At 69.3% G+C, this 20,801-nt stretch carries 16 protein-coding genes; 8 read left to right on the top strand and 8 right to left on the bottom strand.

Going from position 1 to position 20,801, the window contains the following annotated elements:
* The first annotated feature begins 20 nt into the window (after positions 1-20).
* The 4 genes from leuC (at position 21) to ASD77_RS03330 (ending at position 3,505) form a co-directional block, all read left to right on the top strand.
* On the top strand, positions 21-1,442 hold the full coding sequence (leuC, locus tag ASD77_RS03315; RefSeq protein WP_055937269.1) for a 3-isopropylmalate dehydratase large subunit: 1,422 nt from the start codon (positions 21-23) through the stop codon (positions 1,440-1,442).
* Positions 1,442-2,023, top strand: a complete 582-nt coding sequence (gene leuD, locus ASD77_RS03320) for a 3-isopropylmalate dehydratase small subunit (RefSeq protein ID WP_055937271.1) — start codon at positions 1,442-1,444, stop codon at positions 2,021-2,023. Before leuC ends, leuD begins: the two co-directional genes overlap by 1 nt.
* Positions 2,013-3,101, top strand: coding sequence for a 3-isopropylmalate dehydrogenase (gene leuB, locus ASD77_RS03325; protein WP_055937274.1), 1,089 nt, complete (start codon positions 2,013-2,015; stop codon positions 3,099-3,101). The genes leuD and leuB overlap by 11 nt, the downstream gene beginning before the upstream one ends.
* Positions 3,102-3,172: 71 nt before the next feature.
* Positions 3,173-3,505 (top strand): hypothetical protein, encoded by a 333-nt coding sequence (locus tag ASD77_RS03330; protein WP_055937277.1) that lies wholly within the window; start codon positions 3,173-3,175, stop codon positions 3,503-3,505.
* 27 nt (positions 3,506-3,532) lie between these two features.
* Here ASD77_RS03330 and ASD77_RS03335 read toward each other — a convergent pair whose 3' ends face one another.
* The 3 genes from ASD77_RS03335 to ASD77_RS03345 form a co-directional block, all read right to left on the bottom strand.
* Complete coding sequence (locus tag ASD77_RS03335) at positions 3,533-6,508, bottom strand: ligand-binding sensor domain-containing diguanylate cyclase (RefSeq protein ID WP_055937279.1); 2,976 nt, start codon at positions 6,506-6,508, stop codon at positions 3,533-3,535.
* 66 nt (positions 6,509-6,574) lie between these two features.
* Positions 6,575-9,745, bottom strand: a complete 3,171-nt coding sequence (locus ASD77_RS03340; protein ID WP_055937282.1) for an efflux RND transporter permease subunit — start codon at positions 9,743-9,745, stop codon at positions 6,575-6,577.
* 4 nt (positions 9,746-9,749) lie between these two features.
* A complete protein-coding gene (locus ASD77_RS03345; protein WP_055937285.1) occupies positions 9,750-10,889 on the bottom strand; it encodes an efflux RND transporter periplasmic adaptor subunit in 1,140 nt (379 codons plus the stop codon).
* A 78-nt stretch (positions 10,890-10,967) separates the two neighbouring features.
* Here ASD77_RS03345 and ASD77_RS03350 point away from each other — a divergent pair, with 78 nt between their 5' ends.
* The 3 genes from ASD77_RS03350 to ASD77_RS03360 all read left to right on the top strand — a co-directional run bounded on the left by ASD77_RS03350 (position 10,968) and on the right by ASD77_RS03360 (position 13,811).
* On the top strand, positions 10,968-11,639 hold the full coding sequence (locus ASD77_RS03350; RefSeq protein ID WP_055937288.1) for a TetR/AcrR family transcriptional regulator: 672 nt from the start codon (positions 10,968-10,970) through the stop codon (positions 11,637-11,639).
* A 147-nt stretch (positions 11,640-11,786) separates the two neighbouring features.
* Positions 11,787-12,443: a protein-L-isoaspartate O-methyltransferase gene (locus tag ASD77_RS03355; RefSeq protein ID WP_055937290.1), complete on the top strand. Its 657-nt coding sequence runs from the start codon at positions 11,787-11,789 to the stop codon at positions 12,441-12,443.
* A gap of 21 nt (positions 12,444-12,464) precedes the next feature.
* Positions 12,465-13,811: a TolC family outer membrane protein gene (locus tag ASD77_RS03360; protein ID WP_055937293.1), complete on the top strand. Its 1,347-nt coding sequence runs from the start codon at positions 12,465-12,467 to the stop codon at positions 13,809-13,811.
* Between the two features lie 168 nt (positions 13,812-13,979).
* Here the strand turns inward: ASD77_RS03360 and ASD77_RS03365 are convergent, their stop codons facing one another.
* Positions 13,980-15,200, bottom strand: a complete 1,221-nt coding sequence (locus ASD77_RS03365; RefSeq protein WP_055937296.1) for a CaiB/BaiF CoA-transferase family protein — start codon at positions 15,198-15,200, stop codon at positions 13,980-13,982.
* A complete protein-coding gene (gene waaA / locus ASD77_RS03370; RefSeq protein WP_055937299.1) occupies positions 15,197-16,498 on the bottom strand; it encodes a lipid IV(A) 3-deoxy-D-manno-octulosonic acid transferase in 1,302 nt (433 codons plus the stop codon). The genes ASD77_RS03365 and waaA overlap by 4 nt, the downstream gene beginning before the upstream one ends.
* 39 nt (positions 16,499-16,537) lie before the next feature.
* Between waaA and lpxL the strand changes: the two genes are divergently transcribed.
* A complete protein-coding gene (lpxL, locus tag ASD77_RS03375) occupies positions 16,538-17,470 on the top strand; it encodes an LpxL/LpxP family Kdo(2)-lipid IV(A) lauroyl/palmitoleoyl acyltransferase (RefSeq protein ID WP_055937301.1) in 933 nt (310 codons plus the stop codon).
* On the opposite strand, the gene ASD77_RS03380 is transcribed toward lpxL, so the two are convergent.
* The 3 genes from ASD77_RS03380 to ASD77_RS03390 are packed head-to-tail and all read right to left on the bottom strand — an operon-like array spanning position 17,461 to position 20,789.
* Positions 17,461-18,366, bottom strand: a complete 906-nt coding sequence (locus ASD77_RS03380; RefSeq protein ID WP_082563099.1) for a hypothetical protein — start codon at positions 18,364-18,366, stop codon at positions 17,461-17,463. The two genes, lpxL and ASD77_RS03380, sit on opposite strands and share 10 nt — an antisense overlap.
* Positions 18,356-19,678, bottom strand: coding sequence for an O-antigen ligase (locus ASD77_RS03385; RefSeq protein WP_055937307.1), 1,323 nt, complete (start codon positions 19,676-19,678; stop codon positions 18,356-18,358). Before ASD77_RS03385 ends, ASD77_RS03380 begins: the two co-directional genes overlap by 11 nt.
* A complete protein-coding gene (locus tag ASD77_RS03390) occupies positions 19,650-20,789 on the bottom strand; it encodes a glycosyltransferase (protein ID WP_055937310.1) in 1,140 nt (379 codons plus the stop codon). The genes ASD77_RS03385 and ASD77_RS03390 overlap by 29 nt, the downstream gene beginning before the upstream one ends.
* Between the last annotated feature and the right edge of the window lie 12 nt (positions 20,790-20,801).

Here is a 20,801-nt window from a genome sequence, read left to right on the forward strand (position 1 = left end):
CGCACCATCGGAACCCCCGCATGACCGCACCACGCACCCTGTTCGACAAACTGTGGGACGCCCACGTCGTCGTCCCCGAGACCGATGCGGCGCCCGCCGTGCTGTACATCGACCTGCACCTGATCCACGAGGTCACCTCGCCGCAGGCGTTCACCGAGCTGGCGTCGCGCGGCCTGTCGCCGCGACGGCCGGACCGCACCAAGGCGACGATGGACCATTCCACGCCGACCCTGCCCGCCGGGCCGGACGGCAGGTTGCCCTATTACACGCAGGCCGCCGAGACGCAGGTCGACACGCTGGCGCGCAACTGCGCCGAGCACGGCATCGAGCTGTTCGACATGGCCTCGCCGAACCGCGGCATCGTCCACGTCATTGCACCTGAGCAGGGTTTCACCCTGCCGGGCATGACCATCGTCTGCGGCGACAGCCACACCAGCACACACGGCGCGTTCGGCGCGCTGGCGTTCGGCATCGGCACCAGCGAAGTCGGCCACGTGCTGGCCACGCAATGCCTGCTGCAGCGCAAGCCGAAGACCATGGCCATCACCGTCGACGGCGCGCTGGCACCGGGCGTGGGCGCCAAGGACATCGTGCTGCACGTGATCGGCGTGATCGGCGTCAATGGCGGCACCGGCCATGTCATCGAGTTCCGCGGCAGCGCCATCGAGGCGTTGGACATGGAGCAGCGCATGACCCTGTGCAACATGTCGATCGAGGCCGGCGCGCGTGCCGGCATGGTGGCGCCGGACCGGACCACGTTCGACTGGGTGGCGAAGACGCCACGCGGCCCGAAGGACGAGGCGTTCGACAGCGCCGTCGCCTACTGGACGACGCTGCGCAGCGACGAAGGCGCCACGTTCGATGCCGAGGTGCGCATCGACGCGGCGGACATCCGCCCGACCCTGACCTGGGGCACGCATCCCGGTACCGCGATCGCGGTGGATGCCCTGATTCCCGCGCCCGCCGACGCAGCGGCGCAGAAAGGCCTGGATTACATGCACCTGAGCGCCGGCCAACGCCTGGAAGGCACACCGGTGGACGTGGTGTTCGTCGGGTCCTGCACCAACGGCCGCCTGCGCGACATGCGCGAAGTGGCGCAGGTGCTGCGTGGCCGCCAGGTCGCCGCCGGCGTGCGCATGCTGGTGGTGCCCGGTTCGGAGATCGTCAAGCGCGAGGCGGAAGCCGAGGGCATCGACCGGATCGTGCGCGACGCGGGCGCCGAATGGCGCGAGCCCGGCTGCTCGATGTGCATCGCGATGAACGGCGACCTGGTGGCACCCGGCCAGTTGGCCGTCAGCACCAGCAACCGCAACTTTGAAGGGCGTCAGGGTCCCGGTGCGCGCACGCTGCTCGCTTCGCCGCTGACGGCGGCGTGGGCGGCGGTCAACGGACGCGTCAGCGATCCGCGCGATCTCTTCGCCACGCAGAAGGAGGTCGCGTGATGGCCGGTTTCAACGAAATACGCTCGAAGAGCGTGGTACTGGCGCAGACCAACATCGACACCGACCAGATCATCCCGGCGCGCTTCCTGTCGACGACCGAACGCGCCGGCCTGGGCAAGCACGCCTTCAACGACTGGCGCTGGCAGGCTGACGGGTCGCCGAACCCCGCGTTCGCCTTCAACCAGCCGCAGAACAGCGGCCGGCAGATCCTGCTGGCCGGTCGCAACTTCGGCTGCGGTTCCTCGCGCGAGCACGCACCGTGGGCGCTGACCGATCTGGGCCTGCGCGCCATCGTCAGCAGCGAGATCGCCGACATCTTCCGCAACAACAGCCTGAAGAACGGGCTGGTGCCGGTGGTGTTGCCGGAAGCCACCGTGCAGGCGCTGATGCAGCGGCCGGATGATGAACTGGTCGTTGATATCGCCGCGAAGGAACTGCGCACGCCCGGCGGCGACATTTTCTCCTTCCCGCTCGACGCCTTCGCGCAGACCTGCCTGCTGCAGGGCGTCGACGAACTGGGCTACCTGCTGGCCCGTCACCCCGACATCGAACACTACGAGGCCACCCGCCATGCACGCTGACATCGCCCTCCTGCCCGGTGACGGGATCGGCCCGGAAGTCACCGCCGCCGCCGTCACCGTACTGCGCGCGCTGGCGCGCCGACACGGCCACACCTTCGACTTCCACGAGTACGACATCGGCGGCATCGCCATCGACAGGCACGGCGAGCCGCTGCCGCAGGCGACGCTGCACGGCTGCCAGCAGGCGAACGCGGTGCTGCTGGGCGCCGTCGGCGGGCCGAAGTGGTCCGACCCCAATGCGAAGGTCCGCCCCGAGCAGGGCCTGCTGGCACTGCGCAAGGGCCTGGGCCTGTTCGCCAACCTGCGCCCGGTGCGGCCGCACCCGGCCGCGCTGAACGCCTCGCCGATCAAGCCGCACCTGCTGACCGGTGTGGACATCGTGGTGGTGCGCGAACTGACCGGCGGCATTTATTTCGGCGAGAAGACGCGCGACGCGCGCGGGGCCAGCGACCTGTGCAGCTACTCGGTCACCGAGATCGAGCGCGTGGTGCGCAGCGCCTTCAGGCTGGCGCGCCAGCGCCGCGGTTACCTGGTGTCGGTGGACAAGGCGAACGTGCTGGAAACCTCGCGCCTGTGGCGCGACGTGGCCACGCGGATCGGCCAGGAGGAGTTTCCGGACGTGAAGCTGGAACACCAGCTGGTCGATTCAATGGCGATGCACCTGCTGGCCAAGCCGCGCGAGTACGACGTGATCGTCACCGAGAACATGTTCGGCGACATCCTGACCGACGAGGCCTCGATGCTGGCCGGCTCGCTCGGCCTGCTGCCCTCGGCCTCGCTGGGCGACGGCAAGGTCGGCCTGTACGAGCCGATCCACGGCTCGGCCCCCGACATCGCCGGCAAGGGCATCGCCAATCCCTACGCCACCATCCTCAGCTGCGCGCTGCTGCTGCGCCATTCGCTGGGCCTGCACGAGGAAGCCGACTGCATCGAACGTGCGGTCGATGGTGCGCTCAATGCGCAGGTCTTCACCAACGACCTGGCCACCGGCGGCCGCGGGGTGTCCACCCAGGTGGCGACGCAGGCCGTGCTGGAGCAGATGCAGGCGCAGTGCTACGTGGCGGAACTGCGCGACTGACGCGCGTGACCTGATCGCGGCATCCCCTGCGTTGACGGATACGCAGGGGATGCACGCACAGGACAGGCACGATGCCCACGACGCAGATCGAGAAGTACCACGTCATCTATTCCGCCAACACGTTCCGCCGCCGCATCGGCCTGATGGCCGGCGGCGCCTACGTCGGCCAGCTGGTGTTCCATGCCAACGGCGCGGCCTTGCCTGCCGACGGCCTCAATGGCACCCAGCCGCAGTTGAACTACCACTTGGACGATTTCCAGAACGCGATCGACCTGCTGCGCAACGAGAAGCCAGTCTACCTGCTCTACAACGGCAGTGGCGGCGGTTTCGAGAATGCGCTGGTGACCGATCCGGAAACCGTTGGTGAAGGCGAAGCGGGCGGGCTGCGCTTCGTCGGCCGCTGACGACCGCGACCCGGGACGCCCCACCGATCAACCCGCAACCAGACGATTGCGTCCCTGCTGCTTGGCGCGGTAGAGGCGCTCGTCGGCGACACGCAGCAGGTCGCGCAGATCCTGGCCGGCTTCGAGTTCCGCCACGCCGATACTGATCGTGCAGCGCAGGCGGCCGCCGTCGGGCGCGTCGATGCTGGCCTGGGCAATGCCTTCGCGCAGCGCCTCCAGGCGCGCGCGCGCGATCGACCACGGCAACTGCTGGCAGACCAGGAATTCCTCGCCGCCCCAGCGCGCGATCAGCACACCTTCGTGGTGGCCGATCCCCTGTTCGGCCAGCGCCGCGACCTGCGATAGCACGTCGTCGCCGAAGGCGTGCCCGTAGCGGTCGTTGATCGCCTTGAAGTGGTCGATGTCCAGCAATGCGACGCAGAGCGGGCGACCTTCGCGGCGGCTGGTGTCCAGCGCCTCGGCCAGGAACGCGTCGCCGGCACGGCGGTTGGCCAGTCGCGTCAGCGGATCGTGGCGTGCCTGGTAGGCCAGCTGTTCCAGCAGCTGCGCATTCGCCTCGCCTGCCTGTTCGAGCTGCGCGTTCTTGTCGCTCAACTCCGATGTCCGCGCGTCCACCAGCGCCTGCAGCCGGTGCTGGCGATGGCGGTGGCGACGCATCGCCAGCAGCAGCACGCCCCAGCCCAGCAGGCCCAGCAGCACGAGGTAGGCCATCATCGCCCACGCCCTTAGCCACCAGGGCGCGGCCTTGTCCAGGTCCACCGAACGCATCACCCGGCCTTCGGTCTTGCTCCAGTCTGCGGGCGCGTTCATCACCTGCACTTCGAAGCGGAGTTTCCCGGACGGCAGGTTGGTGTACACCGCATCGTGCGCGATGCCGTTGTCGGTCTCGACCCAGTCGCGATCGAAGCCGACCATCCGGTAGCGATAGCGCAGGCGTTCGGGTGCCCGCTGGTTCAGGCCGGTAAAGCGGATGACGACGCGGCGCAGGTCCGCTGCCAGGGCGTAGCGCGCCTGCAGCGGCAGCACGCGGCCGTCGGCCTCCACCGATTCGATCACCAGCGTCACGCCCTGCGTGCGCTGCAGGCGCGCATCGTCGGGGTCGATCACGCCCACCCCGTTCGCCGTGGCGAACCACAGCTTGCCGTCGCGCATCGGCCAGCCCGCCGGCGCGGAAGCGCCATTGGCCTGGCTGCTGGGCAGTCCGTCGGCGTGGGTGAAGGCCTCCACCGGCAGCCGCTTCAGGTGGCGGTTCTCCACCGCCGTCAGTGCCGGCCGCGAGATGCGGAACACCCCGCGGTTGCTCGACACCCAGAAGTCGCCGTTGTCGTCTTCCAGCAACCGGAACAGGCGGTTGTTCGGCAGGCCCTGGCGATGATCGAACTGCACGAACGCGCCGTCGCGCCAATGCAGCAGGCCACGGTCGGAGGCGATCCACAGGCTGCCGTCCGCGTCGGCCAGGAAGTCGAAGGCCGCCACGGCCGGGAAATCGGACATCGGCGTCCATCGGCGCACCGTGCCGTCGCGCCGCATCATCGCCATGCCGTTGCTCGTGCCGATCCACAGCACGCCCTGCGCGGTTTCGTACAGCACGTAGACGTTGCCATCCGGCAGGCCGTCGTCGGCGTCGTAGTGGCGGGTGATGCGGCCATCGCGATAGACGGTCACGCCTTCGTTGCTGCCGATCCACAGCGATCCGTCGGCGCGTTCCAGCAGCGCGCGCACATGGTTGGAGGGCAGGCCGCCGGACTCGTCCAGGCGCCAGGGCTTCGCCTGTTGTTCGGCGCCCGCCGCAGGCAGGCGGATGACGCCCTGGTCGTAGGTGCCGATCCACAGGCCGCCGTCGCGCGCGTTGGCCAGCGAGAGGACGGAGGGGTCGGACTTGCCATCGAACGCCAGCGGCACCGCACGGCTCTGGCCGGCCTGCCAGGCGTCCACGCCCATCGGGTGGCCGATCCATACGCCCTGCCCCGGCCGCTCGATGATCGCGCGCACATAGATGTCGCGCAGCCCGTTGCTGCGTCCCAACCCGAACACCGGCCCGTCGGAGATGCGGTACAGACCATTGGTGGTGCCGACCCACAGCAGGCCGTCGCGGTCCTCGAACAAGGCCGGCGCCAGGCGCCCCATCAGGCCGTCGCGTTCGCCCAGCGTCTCGTAGCGCCCCTGGGTGTAGCGGCGCAGGCCATCGAGCGTGGAGACCCAGAGATTGCCGTTGCGGTCTTCCAGCATGGCCTCGACGCGGTCGCCGGTGATCTGCTGCGCCCGGCCATGTTCCAGCCGCCACACGCCGGCGCTGCCGCCCACCAGCAGCCCTCCCCAGCGCGAGGGCTGGACCGCCAGCACCGACGTCTCCGGCAGCCCCACCTCGCGCCCCCATTCGGTAGCCCGCCCGCGGTCGATCCGGAACAGGCCATGCCGGTTGCCCACGAGCGCCCGCCCGTCCGGCAGCGGCAGGATCGCCAGCACGCGCTCGTTGGCCAGGCGCGCATGGGCACTCTCGATTTCCTGCAGCTGGCCCGAGGGCTCCCGCCGGAACAGCGCATGGTCGGTGCCGATCCACAGCACGCCGTCGGGACCGAAGCGCAGCACCGATACATCGGGCAGCGTGCCCGCTTTCCCCGGCAGACGTTGCCAGTGGCCCTGGTGGAAGCGCACCACGCCCGGGCCGACGCGCCCCAGGCTCAGCGCCATCCCGCCCTGCGGGCGCGGCGCGATGGCGCGCACGCCTTCGATCTCCAGCCCCGGCACGGTACCGGCGTCGTAAGCGGTGAAGCGGCGACCATCGAAGCGCGCCGCGCCTTCCCACGTGCCCGTCCACAGATAGCCGTCGGCATCCTGCTGGATGGCATGCACCAGGTTGTGCGACAGCCCGTCTTCCATGGTCCAGCGCGAGATCGTGTACTCGTCGACCTTGCGCGCAGGGTCGAGCGCCCACGCGGGCGCGCCGACGAGCAGGACCAGCAGACTCAGGCCGGTGAGGAACAGGCAGCGCACGGCGGGCACGGGGTCCGGGGGCTTCGACCTTTCCAGTATCGGCTGTGGCGGGGGGGTTCTTGAACCCCCCCGGCGTCAGCGCGTGGCGGATTCTTCCGGCCGAACCTTGAACCACGCCGCATAAAGCGCCGGGAGGAAGAACAGGGTCAGCACCGTGGCCACCGTCAGGCCGCCCATGATGGCGACCGCCATCGGGCCGAAGAAGGCGCTGCGCGACAGCGGGATCATCGCCAGCACCGCCGCCAGCGCGGTCAGCACGATCGGCCTGAAGCGGCGCACGGTGGCGTCGATGATCGCGTGCCAGCGATCGTGGCCGGCCTGGATGTCCTGGTCGATCTGGTCCACCAGGATCACCGAGTTGCGCATGATCATGCCGGCCAGCGCGATGGTGCCGAGCATGGCGACGAAGCCGAACGGCACCCGGAACACCAGCAGCGCCAGGGTCACGCCGATCAGTCCGAGCGGCGCGGTCAGCAGCACCAGCGCCATCCGCGAGAAGCTGCGCAGCTGCAGCATCAGCAGCGTGGTCACCGCCAGCAGGAACAGCGGCATGCCGGCGGCGATCGATTTCTGCCCGCGGGCCGAGTCCTCCACCGTGCCCCCGGTTTCCAGCAGATAGCCTTGCGGCAGCGTGGAACGGATCTCGTCCAGCGTGGGCGAAATCTGCGCCACCACGGTCGGCGCCGTCACGTCGTCGCTGGCCAGGTCGGCGCGCACCGTCACCGTGGGCAGGCGGTCGCGATGCCAGATGATGCCGTCCTCGAAGGCGTACTCGAGGTTGGCGATCTGCGACAGCGGCACGCTGCCGCCGCTGCTGGTCGGCACCGCCAGGCTGCCCAACAGGTCCAGCCGCGTGCGCTCCTCTTCCGGCCCGCGCAGCAGGATCTCCACCAGTTCGTTGCCCTCGCGGTAGGTACTGACGCTCAGGCCCGACAGCGACCCGGACAGGAAGTGCGATACCTGCGCCGTGCTGACGCCGAGCGCGCGCGCGCGGTCCTGGTCGATCTGCAGCCGCACGATCTTGCTCGGCTCGCTCCAGTCCAGGTTGACGTTGGTGACATGCGGACTGGCGCGCACCTTCTCCGCCATCTGCCGCGCGATCGCCTGCACGCGATCGATATGCTCGCCGGACACGCGGAACTGGATCGGATAGCCGACCGGCGGACCGTTCTCCAGGCGCGTCACGCGGAACTGCAGTTCGGGGAACTGCGGCGCCACTTCGTCGATCAGCCAGCGCCGGGTGGATTCACGCGCCTGGGTGTCCTGCGTCAGCACCACGAACTGCGAGAAGTGCGCCTGCGGCAGCTGCTGGTCCAGCGGCAGGTAGAAGCGCGGCGAGCCCGTGCCGATGTAGGCCACGTAGTTGAGGATGCCGTCGCGCTTGGCCAGCAGCGCCTCCAGCTTGCGTGCCTGCGCATCCGTGGACTTCAGCGAACTGCCTTCGGCCAGTTCCAGGTCCACCATCAGCTCCGGACGCACGGAGTCCGGGAAGAACTGCTGCGGCACGAACCGGAACAATGCGATCGAGGCGACGAAGGCGGCCGCGGTCACGCCGATCACCAGCCAGCGGCGACGCAGGCAGAACGCCAGCCAGCCGCGGAAGCGCTGGTAGAACGGCGTGTGGTACGGGTTGTGGTCGTGCGCGTCGTGGGGCTTCGGCGCCAGCATGCCGGCGTACTGCGGCCAGCGGTCGGCCAGGCCTGCGCGGAACGCCTGCCAGCGCGCGGCCAGCGAGCCGGGCTTCGGCGGCTGCGGGTTGCCCAGGTCGGGCAGCATCTTGTCGCCGAGGTATGGGATGAACAGCACCGCCGCCACCCACGACACCACCAGCGCGATGGTCACCACCTGGAACAGCGAGCGCGTGTATTCGCCGGTGCTGGACGCGGCCGTGGCGATCGGCAGGAAGCCGGCCGCCGTCACCAGCGTGCCGGTGAGCATGGGGAATGCCGTGGATTCGTAGGCGAAGCTGGCGGCCTTCAGCCGGTCGAAGCCCTGTTCCATCTTGATGGCCATCATCTCCACCGCGATGATCGCGTCGTCGACCAGCAGGCCCAGCGCCAGCACCAGCGCGCCCAGCGAGATCTTGTGCAGGCCGATGCCGAAGTAGTGCATCACCGCGAAGGTCATCGCCAGTACCAGCGGGATCGATACCGCCACCACCAGGCCGGTGCGCATGCCCAGCGAGAAGAAGCTGACCAGCAACACGATGATCACCGCCTCGGCAAGCACGCGGACGAACTCGCCCACCGATTCCTCCACCGCCGCCGGCTGGTCGGACACCTTGCGCAGCTCCATGCCCAGCGGCAGCGTCTTCTGCAGGCGCTGGAACTCGGTCTCCAGCGTCTCGCCGAGCTTGAGGATGTCGCCGCCGTCCTTCATCGCCACCGCAATGCCGATGCCGGGCTGGCCCATGAAACGCATGCGCGGCGCAGCCGGGTCGGCGAAGCCCCGCGTGATCTCGGCGATGTCGCCCAGCTTGACCGTGCGGCCGCCGGCCCGGATCGGGAACTCGCGGATCTCGTCGACCGAGGTGAACTCGCCGCTGAGCCGCAACTGCACGCGGTCGGTCGGCGTCTCGAAGAAGCCGGCCGGCGTCACCGCATTCTGTTCCTCCAGCGCCTGCTGCACGGCGTTGAGCGGAATGCCCAGCGTGGCCAGCTTGGTGTTGGACAGCTCGATCCAAATCTTCTCGTCCTGCAGGCCGACCAGTTCCACCTTGCCGACGTCGTCCACCCGCTGCAGTTCCAGCTGGATGCGGTCGGCGTAGTCCTTCATCACCGCGTAGTCGAATCCTTCGCCGGTCAGCGCATAGATGTTGCCGAAGGTGTCGCCGAACTCGTCGTTGAAGAACGGACCCACCACGCCCGCCGGCAACGTCGCCCGGATGTCGCCGACCTTCTTGCGCACCTGGTACCAGAGCTCGGGCATGTCGCGCGACTTCAGACTGTCGCGCGCGGCGAAGATCACCTGCGACTCGCCCGGCCGCGAGTACGAGCGGATGTATTCGTAGTTGCCGGTGGTCATCAGCGCCTTCTCGATGCGCTCGGTGACCTGCTGGGAGACTTCCTCGGCGGTCGCGCCCGGCCACACCGTGCGCACCACCATCGCCTTGAAGGTGAACGGCGGATCCTCGGACTGGCCCAGGTGCTGGTACGACCACGCACCGACCAGGCCCAGCAGGATCATCGCGAACAGCACCAGGCTGCGGTTGGTCAGTGCCCACTCGGACAGGTTGAACCGGCGCATGCCCTTACTCCTGGCGCGTGGCGATGGCGGCCGTGCCGCCACCCGCCGCGAGTTTCAGCGGCCGGTTGCTGCGATCGACCGGCGTGACGATCTGGCCTTCACGCAACAGATGCCCACCGGCGCCTACCACCCAGTCGCCGGCCTTCACGCCGCCCAGCACCGGCACCGAGGCATCGCCATAGGCGCCGAGCCGTACCGGCTGCGCGCGCACCTTGCCGCTCGCCGGATCGACGACCCAGACCGTGGTCTTGCCATCGCCGCCCCGCTGGATGGCCGACAGCGGCAGCTTCAATGCCGCCTGCGTACCGTTTTCCTGCACGTAGACGCGCGCACTCTGACCCAGCTCGACCTGCTGCTGTGCATCGCCGACCAGACTGACGCGCGCCGCGTAGGTGCGGGTCTGCGCATCCGCGGCGGGTGCGATCTCGCGGATGGCACCGGGCAGGCGCTGACCCGGCGCATTCCACAACTCGACCATCACCGGCTGGCCCACGCTGAACTGGCGGATGCGGTTTTCCGGCAGGCCGATGGCGACCTCGCGGCCCCCGTCGGCCGCCAGGGTGAAGACGGTCTGGCCGGCGGCCACGACCTGCCCGGCTTCGGCCTGGCGGCTGGCGATCACGCCATCACGCGGCGCTCGCAGCTGCGAATAGCCTTCCTGGTTGCGCATCACGTCCATCTGCGCGCGTGCCGCACGCGCCTGGCCTTCGGCCGCCTTGTACGCGGCCACCTGCGCGTCGTACGCGGACTGGCTGATCAGCTGGTCGCCGACCAGCTGGGCGTAGCGGTCGCGGTCGCCGCGCGCGCGGACCAGGTCGGCCTCGGCGGACGCCAGTTGCGCCTGCGCGGCTTGCGCCTGCAGCGCGAAATCGCCGGCATCCAGCAGCGCCAGCACTTCGCCCTTCTGCACGCGCGCACCGGCATCGACATTGCGCCGGACCAGATTGCCGCCGACGCGGAACGCCAGCGGACTTTCCTCGCGGGCCCGCACTTCACCGGCGTACGCCGACAACGCCGCCTCGGCACCACCGCCGGGCTGCACCACCAGCGCGGGACGTGGCGTTTCCGCAGGCTGCTCCGCACTGCAGGCGGCCAATCCCATCAGCAGGATCCCGAACACTCCGTTCCAGTGCGTCTGGCGCATGACCGCTCCGTTGCGATTTCAATTATTGGACTTGGCGGTATAGTATAAATATCGAACCGAGTAGTCTAGTATTGCGAAATGGCCAGTCCACGTACGTCCGCCAACCGCTCCAAGCCCCCCGCCAAGCCCGCCACCAGCGGCCCCGGGCGCCCCAAGGACTTGGGCAAGCGCGCCGCCATCCTCGAAGCCGCCAAGCAGTTGTTCGCGCGCGAGGGGTTCAATGGCGTCAGCATGGACCAGATCGCCGCCGAGGCGGGCGTTTCCAAGCTGACGGTGTACAGCCACTTCGGCGACAAGGACGCGCTGTTCGCCGCGGCCGTGAAGGCCAAGTGCGAGGAAATGCTGCCGGACACGCTGTTCGAGCTCGAACTGACCGGCAGCCTGCGCGACCAGCTCAAGGCCATCGCGCAGGCCTTCTTCGCGCTGGTCACCAGCGAAGAGGCCATCAGCACGCACCGCATGATGATGGTTCCCGGCAACATCGACGACAAACTCAAGCAGACCTTCTGGGAAGCCGGCCCGCAGCGCACGCACGACGCCTTCGCCGCGATGCTGCAGGCGCTGGTGGCCAAGGGCGAGCTGGACATCCCCGACGTGGCGACGGCCTCCGTGCAGTTCTTCACCCTGATCAAGGGCGAAGTGCATGCGCGCATGACCTGCGGCCTGTGCAGCCGGCCAGGACCGATGGATGCCCGCCAGCATGTCGAGGCCACGGTGGACATGTTCCTGAGGGCTTATGGCCGCCGCTGAAACTGAAGCGCACCCCCGGGCGACGGAGGTTGCGGTGACTTCCGGCACTGCGCCCATCGGCGCGCGTGCCGCGATCCTTGCCCAGCGCGGACGGGGCCAGACCGCTAAAATGCCCGGCCCAGCCCTCCGCGTCGGATGACCACCCCCATGACGATCGATTACTCCCAGGCCCGCGAAAACATGGTCGAGCAGCAGGTACGTCCCTGGGACGTGCTGGATGCGCGCGTGCTGGACACGCTGGCCGCGTTGCCGCGCGAGGCCTTCGTGGCCGACGCGCACCGTGCGCTGGCCTACGCGGACCTGGCACTGCCGCTGGGCCATGGCGAATTCATGGCCAAGCCCGTGATCGAGGGCCGCACCCTGCAGGCACTCAAGCCGCAGGCCAACGAAGACGTGCTGGAAATCGGCACCGGCAGCGGCTACCTGACCGCCTGCTTGGCGCACCTGGCGCGCGAGGTGGTCAGCCTCGAGATCCATCCCGACCTGGCCGATGCCGCGCGTGCGCGCCTGGACGCCACCGGCCTGGGCAGCAACGTGCGCATCGAAGCCGTCGATGCGCTGGCATGGGACAGCGACCGCCGCTTCGACGTGATCTGCGTGACCGGTGCCGTCGCCACCGTGCCGGCGCGCTTCCTGCAGTGGCTGCGCCCGGGCGGCCGCCTGTTCGTCGTGCGCGGCGCCTCGCCGGTGATGGAAGGCGTGCTGCACATCGACGATGTCAACGGCGCCCGCATCGAATCGTTGTTCGAAACCGACCTCCCCTATCTGGTCGGCGCCGCACCGGCGCCCCAGTTCGTCTTCTGAAGATTAAACAAGGAACCCCGCATGAGCCGTCGCCCCCTCGTACTCGCGCTCGCCCTGGCCCTGCCGTCCGCGGCCGGCGCCACCGACCTGATGCAGACCTATGAGCTGGCGCGCACCGGCGATCCTCAGTTGTCCATCGCGGAATCCACCCGCCTGATCGACAAGGAAGGCGCGGTACAGGCACGTGCCGTGCTGCTGCCGCAGATCAGCGGCAGCGCCGGCTACGAACTCACCCACAGCAGCCGCCCGGGCGATCCCACCGGTGACGGCAAGAGCCGCACCTACGGTGCATCGGTCAGCCAGACGATCTTCGACTGGAGCCGCATCGCCAACCTGCGCGGGCAGCGCGCCATCAGCCAGGCCGCCGACTACGACCTGGCCTCGGCCAACAACACGCTGATCACCCGCACCTCGGCCGCCTACTTCAACGTGCTGATCGGCATCGAGTCGCTGGCCGCCGCCGAGACCAACGAGGCCGCGTCGAAGAAGCAGTTCGACTACGCGCAGAAGCGCCTCGATGTGGGCCTGGCGCCGATCACCGACGTGCACGAAGCCCGCGCGCAGTACGACAGCGCGCGCGCCAACACCATCCTGGCGCGCAACGCACTGGACGACAGCTACCGCGCCCTCGCCGAGATCACCGGCCAGCCGATCAGCGGCCTGAAGGGCCTGCCGGATGACTTCCGTCCGGAACTTCCGCCGGAACAGAACGCACAGGCGTGGGTGGACCGTGCCCTCGAGCAGAACCCGGACCTGAAGTCGGCGGAGTATGTGCTGGAGTCCGCGCAGCATGGCGTGTCCAGCGCGCGTGCGGGGCACTACCCCACGCTGAACTTCCGTGGCGGCTACTCGAACGGCACCGACTGGGACAGCGTGCCCGGCACGCTGTCGCGCGATGGCGAAGGCTACAACTGGGGCGTGACGCTGACGGTGCCGATCTTCTCCGGTGGCGCCACCCAGTCCGGCGTGCGCCAGGCGCTGGCCCAGCGCGACCGCGCGGCCGACGGCATGGAGCAGACGCGCCGCGCGCTGATCCGCAACACCAGCAACGCCTACCAGGCGCTGGTCGCCGGCGTGACCGAAGTGGAAGCCCGCCGCCTGGCGGTGTTCTCCGCGCAGAGCGCTCTGGACGCCTCGCAGGTCGGCCTGGAAGTCGGTACCCGTACCGTGCTGGACGTGCTGCAGAACCAGCGCACGCTGTTCCAGGCGCAGGTCGAGTACGCGCAGGCCCGCTACAACTTCCTGCAGAACCGCCTGCTGCTGGAACAGGCCGCCGGTACGCTGGACGGCGCCGATGTGCAGGACGTCAACCGCCTGTTGACCGCCGATGCCGAATCGCGGCTGTCGTCGCAGCCGCTTTCGCAGTAAGCCTTCGCCGCATTGGCGATCACGACGGCGGGCTTCGGCCCGCCGTTGTCGTTTCCGGCTTTTGGATGATTGTGGGACTGTTGTGGGAGCGACGTGAGTCGCGACGCTTTTGCGCAATGACAACCCAAGAGCTCGCGACTCACGTCGCTCCCACAACCTCCTTGCGGGTCAGACCACACCGCGCTTGCGCAACGCGGCAATCCCGTCGTCGTCATAGCCCGCTTCGCGCAGCACGTCATCGGTGTGCTGCCCGAGCAACGGTGGTGCATGCCGGTGCACGACCGGGGTCGCCGACAGCCGGATCGGACTGTTCACCAGCGGCAACGCGTCGGCCAGCGGATGCGGTAACCCGGCCACCATGCCCCGCGCCTGCACCTGCGGATCGGCGAACACGTCGGCGAGGTCGTTGACCGGTCCGCAGGGAATGCCGGCCGCCTCGAACATCGACAGCCACGCGTGCCGTCCCCGCGACAGCAACGCGGCCTGCAACGGCGGTACAAGCACGTCGCGATGGCGCACACGCCCGGCATTGGTCGTGAAGCGCGCATCATCCGCCAGCGCGGATACATCCATTAGTTCGCACAACCGCGCGAACTGCCGGTCGTTGCCGACCGCGACGACGATATGCCCGTCGGCCACGGCGAAGACCTGGTACGGCACGATGTTGGCATGCGCGTTGCCTTGCCGCGGCGGTACGTCACCGCCGACCAGGTAATGGCTGCCCAGGTTGGCGAGCATCGCGACCTGCGCATCCAGCAGCGCCATGTCGATCACCTGGCCTTCGCCGGTTGCATCGCGGTGGCGCAGGGCAGCGAGGATGGCGACAGTGGCATACATACCGGTGAACAGGTCGGTGACGGCCACGCCCACTTTCTGCGGCTCGCCGTCGGCGGCGCCGGTGATGCTCATCAGGCCGCCGAGGCCCTGGATCGCGACGTCGTAACCGGCACGCTGTGCATACGGGCCGTCCTGGCCGAAGCCGGTGATCGAGCAGTACACCAGCCTCGGATGGAGGCCACGCAGCGTCGCGGCATCCAGCCCGTAGCGCGCCATGTCGCCGACCTTGAAGTTCTCCACCAGTACGTCGCTCTGCATCACCAGCCGACGGATGACGGCCTGCCCTTCCTCGGTGGCGATATCGACGGTCAGCGAGCGCTTGTTGCGGTTGGCGCACAGGTAGTACGCGGACTCCGCCGTGTCGTTGCCGTCGGCGTCGCGCAGGAACGGAGGACCCCAGCCACGCGTGTCGTCGCCGCTGCCGGGACGCTCCACCTTGATGACGTCGGCGCCGAGGTCGGCCAGTACCTGCGTGCACCACGGTCCGGCGAGCACGCGGGTCAGATCGAGTACGCGCACACCCGCCAACGCCCGCGGCGTCGCCACGCTCATGCCACCGGTGCCGGCAGGTGCGGGGCGATCATCGCCAGGGTACGTGCCAGTGCGCCGCGCCCGTGCTCGACCAGCGTGCGCCCGCGGTCGGCCACGTCGCGCCGTCGCGCGTCATCGGCAAGCAAGGTCTCGATGGCATCGCCCACGCCGGCGGCATCGACTGCGATCACCAGTGCGTCGGCTTCCCGCAACCGGCGGGAAATCTCGCTGAAGTTGTGCAGGTGCGGACCGCTGACGGCCGGCGTGCCGACGGCGGCCGGCTCCAGCAGGTTGTGGCCGCCGATCGCCTGCAGGCTGCCACCGACGAAGGCGACGTCCGCGCAGGCGTAGAACGCCATCAGTTCGCCCAGCGTGTCGAGCACGAAGACATCGTTGCCGGTGGACGGCCAGCGGTCGCCGCGACGCGTGCCGACGTTCCAGCCCGCGGCGCGCGCCGATTCCGCCACGCGGGGGAAGCGCTCGGGGTGCCGTGGCGCCCACAGCAGCAGCAGGTCGGGCCAGCGCTTGCGCAGGCGCGCGTGAATGGCCAGCACCGGCGCTTCCTCCTCCTCGTGCGTGCTGGCGGCGATCCAGACACGACGCCCCGTCGACAGGTGCTGGCGGAAGCCGGCGACCACCTCGGCCACGTTGGCCGGCACCGGGATGTCGAACTTCAGGTTGCCGACGTCACGCACCTGTTCCGGCAGCGCACCGAGTTGCACGAAGCGCGCCGCATCGTCACCGGACTGCGCCGCCACCTTGCTCACGGTGCGCAGCGTGCGCGCGATCAGCGGGCGCAGCACGCTGTAGCCGCGCAGCGAGCGTGCGGACAGGCGCGCATTGAGGATGTACACCGGCACGCGACGGTCGTGGCAGCCGAACAGCAGACTGGGCCACAGCTCGGTTTCCATGATCAACGCCAGCCGCGGTGGGAACTGCGCAAGGAAGCGCGCGACCGCACCGGGCAGGTCGTAAGGCGAATACACATGCAGCACGCGCTCGCCCCACAGCGCCTGCACGCGCTGCGACCCGGTCGGCGTGATGGTGGTGATCAGCAGCCGCAGGCCGCGATGCCGCTTCAACAAGGCGTCGACGACCGGCGCGGCGGCGTTGACCTCGCCCACCGACACCGCATGCAGCCAGACGTCGACGGGACGCGACGGCGTGTCGTAGCTGCCGTAGCGCTCGCTCCAGCGCAGGAAATACTCGGGATACCGGAAACCACGCCAGATCAGGTGGTAGACGGTGACCGGCGTCAGCAGGTACAGCACCACCGAATAGAGGATGCGCAACAGGCGTTCGGCAGTGCGGTTCGACATGGGCGACAAGGATACCCGGGGCCGCCGTTACAATGGGCCATGGCCGACTCCGAGAAGCGATCCTCCGACGCGGGCGAACGTCCGCCCATGGGCCTGCGGCAGTGGCCGTCATGGCTAGGCATTGGCCTGGCATGGCTGGTCGCCCGCGTGCCGTGGCGCCTGCAGCGCCCGATCGGACGTGGCGTGGGCGCGCTGCTGTACCGCCTTCTGCGCGACCGCCGGCACGTGGCCCGTCGCAACATCGCGCTGTGTTTCCCGGAACTGGAGGCGTCGCGCCAGGAGGCGCTGGCACGCGCCAGTTTCGGCGAGCTGGGCATCGGCCTGTTCGAGTTCGCGCGCGCCTGGTGGGGCAGTGTCGAACCCATGCGGAAAGGCCTGCAGGTGGAAGGGCTCGAACACCTGGCGGCCGCCCGTGCGGGTGGCCGTGGCGTGATCGTGGTGTCGGGCCACTTCACCACGCTGGAAATCTCGGCACGCCTGATGTGCGACTACGCACCGCTGGCCGGCATGTACCGTCCGCACAACCAGGGCGCGATGGAGTGGGCGGTCAAGCGCGGCCGGCTGCGCTACGCCACTGCGATGTTCACCCGCGAAGAACTGCGCCCCGCCCTGAAGCACCTCAAGCAGGGCGGCTTGCTTTGGTTCGCGCCCGACCAGGACACGCGCCGTGGCGACAGCGTGTTCGTGCCGTTCTTCGGCCACCCCGCCTACAGCCTGACCTCGACGCACCAACTGGCGCGGCTCTCCGGCGCGGCGGTGATGGCGTTCTCGCATGTACGGCGCGACGACGGCGGCTATACGCTGCGGTTGTCGCCCGCGTTCGAGGACTTCCCCTCCTCCGATGCGACCGCCGACACCGCGCGGGTGATCGCCGCGATCGAGACCATGGTGCGCGACGCGCCCACGCAATACCTGTGGATCCACCGGCGCTTCAAGCGCCAGCCCGACGGGCGCGGCGAACTCTACCGGTAGAGATCCGGCTCGCCGGGCGGCCGCGTCTTGAACCGGCGGTGCACCCACAGGTACTGCTCGGGATGGCGGCGGACGACGGCTTCCAGCTCCGCCATGTAACGTGCGGCATCCTGTGCCGGATCGCCGTTCGGCCATCCACTCCAGGTCGGTTCGACCCGCAGCTGATAGCGGCCGTCCTCATCGCGATGGAACCAGAACGGCAACACCACCGCATTGCCCCGGCGCGCGAGATCCGGCGTGGCCGTCAGCGTGGCGGCCGGCACGCCGAAAAACGGCACGAAGGCATGCTGGTAGTTGAAGTCCTGGTCGGCCGAGTACGCCACGATGCCGCCGCGCGACAGCACGCGCAGCAGGCCACGCACGTCCTTCTTGCCGATGACGTCGGCGAACACGCGGCGCCGCGCCTCGTCCATCAGGCGCTCGATGCAGGGGTTGTTGTTGCGACGCGCGACGATGGTCACGCGCTCGCCCAAGGCGTCACCCAGCAGGCGCGCGCACAGTTCCGAATGCGGGATGTGGCCGCCGAACAGCAGGATGCCGCGTCCCTGTGCCTGCGCGGCGCGTACGTGTTCCAGTCCCTGCACGTCGGCCAGTCCATGCAGCGCGCGTGCAGGCGCGTACCAGCCGCGGAGGAGTTCGAACACGCCGGTCACGGTGGCGCACACGGTGCCGCGCACCAGGCGCGCGCGTGCGCGTTCGTCCAGTTCGGGAAAGCACAGCGCCAGATTGGTCGCCGCATGCCGCCGACGCTTGCCCAACAGCGGCCACAGCACGGCAGTGGCGATGCGTCCGAGCGCAAGCACCCAGGCCTGCGGCAGGCGCGCGATGCCGGACGCCAGCAGGTGGGCGGGCGCTACGAACCCGCAACGCACGCCCGACGCGCGCTCACTCGCCATCGCGTGCCAGCAGGCTGCCCGCGTACAGCGCCGCCAGCATCAGGGTGAGCCCGCCCCAGAACGTGGAATAGAAGGCCAGGTGCGTGTTCAACGGAAACACCGTGACCGCCAGCGCCAGCATCGCCGGCCGCGCGCGGTCCTTCGCCTGCGGCGTGGCATAGCGCCACGCGCGCCACGCCAGCGCCGCGCCGGCCAGCCACAGCAGCAGGCCGATGACGCCGGTTTCGCTGAGGATTTCGAGGATGATCTGGTGCGCGTGGAAGGCCGGTCCCTCGCCCCACGCGGGTCGCCCGTCGGCACTCGCATCGCAGGCCGGGAAGGCTTCCCGGAAACCGCGTGCGCCGACACCGTTGACCGGATGGCGCATGATCATGCAGCCGGCCGCAGACCAGATCTGTCCCCGACCCGACAATGCGGTGTCCACGCCCGCCTCGTTGGCGGTCAACGCATGCGTGGTGAGCCGCATGCGCTCGCGCACCTGCGGCGATGCGACCGTCAGCACCGCCAGCAACAAGGCCCCGAAAGCGAACACCCCCGCCAGCCTTTTCCAGCCGAGCAGCTTCCAGCCGGAGAACACCAGAACCAGTGCGTAGGTGATCCACGCTGCGCGTGCGCCAGCCAGCAGCACCACCACGCCGATCGCGGCGGACGCCAGCAACCAGCCTGCCACCTGCATGCGCCGGGCGGCAACGAACAGCAGGAACGGCGACAGGCTCGCCATCACCACGCCCAACTTGCGATTGCAGGGACCGAGGAAGCCGCTGAGCCGATCGATGCCGGCCATCTGTTCCGCCGTGCACATCGGCCGCCCGCTGATCGCCTGCTTGAGCTGGTCCAGCCCCCAGAACAGCGGACTGGTGCCGAAGACCACCTGCGCCAGCGCGTCCAGCGTCCAGATCGCCACGATGATGGCCAGGCCGTTGAAGGTGGTGCGTCGTGCCGGCGCGTTCGCTACCGATGCCGCCACCAGCCACAGGAACGGCAGATAGCGCAGGTCGACGGCCGCCTCGCGCAACGCGCGCGTCGTATCGACCGCATCCACGGCCGAGATCGCCTGCGGCAACCAGTAGGCCGCGAACAGCGCGCTGGTCAGCGCCCAGGCGCCACTGCTCAGCAAGCGGGCACCGTCGCGGAAGCGGTCCATCAGCAGGCGCACGATCGCCGCCAGTGCGCCCAGCACCATCACTGCCTCGGCGTAGCCCGGTGCGGGCCACAGGGCGACGAACGTCAGCACCCACGCCGGCGCCCAGCGCCAGCCGTGCGGCGCGCGGCGGGCGGACGTGTCAGGGATCGTGGGCGAATCGGCGGTCATCGGCGAGATCGTGGTAAAGGGCGAGCGTAGCGTCCTGCATCGCACGCAGGGTGTAGGCGTCCATCGTAGCCAATGGCGGCGGCGGATGGGCAAGCATCGCCTTCGCGGTAGCGAACAGACGGTCCTCATCGAACGGTGCTACCGCGCCGCACGGCTGCATCTCGGCCAGCAGTTCGCCGACACCGCCCTGCGCCCAACCGGCGACCGGACGACCGACCGACAAGGCCTCGATCACTGTGCGACCGAAAGCTTCCGGCTTGTGCGACACCTGCAGCACCAGGTCGCTGGCGGCGTAGGCACGTGCGATCGCCGCGGTGGGTGGCGTGATGGCGAGCGCCTCCGCACACCCGGCACGCACAGCGTCCGCTTCAAGATCGAGAATGTACTGCTCGCGTCCGGCTTCGCGTGCGCCCGGCATCCAGAGGCGCGCATCAATCCCCGCCCGGCACAGGCGGCCAAGCAACACGATGGCATCGTGATGGCCTTTCAAGCGAGTGCCGCGACCAGGGAGCAGCAACAGCGGGCCGTCACCGGCCAGTGCGGGATGCTGCGCTGCCGCCCACGCACGCGCCTCGCGATCGGGATGCGCGGTACGCGGGAACTGGGCCGGATCGATGCCGCGTGGAATCACCGCCAGCCTCGAAGGATCGGTCTGCGGGTAGTGCCGCAGCAGATACGCACGCACCGTGTCCGACACGCAGATCACGCGCTCGCCGCGCGTCATCACCGCGCTGTAGCGGCTGGGCGAATTGAGCCCGTGCATGGTGGTGACGAAGCGGGGGCGCGCTGCGGCCGGCAGGCCACGCAGCGCCCACAGGCCGAGCCAGGCCGGCAGCCGCGAACGCGCATGCACGAGGTCGGCGCCGACCTCGGCGAACAAGCTTCGCAATGCGCCGACGTGGCGCAGCGTCAGCAGCGACTTCCGCCCGATGTCCAGAGTGACGTGCTCGGCACCGGTCGCGCGCAGCGCCGGTTCCAGCCGGCCACCTGCGGACACGACCACGGCGCGATGACCGGCACGCACCAGCGCGTCCGCGATCTCCAAGGTGGAACGTTCGACGCCGCCGGATTCCAGCGCCGGCAGCAGCTGGACGACGGTCAGGCGACGCATGGGCGATGGGCC

The organism is Pseudoxanthomonas sp. Root65 (genome assembly GCF_001427635.1).
Classification (GTDB): Bacteria; Pseudomonadota; Gammaproteobacteria; order Xanthomonadales; family Xanthomonadaceae; genus Pseudoxanthomonas_A.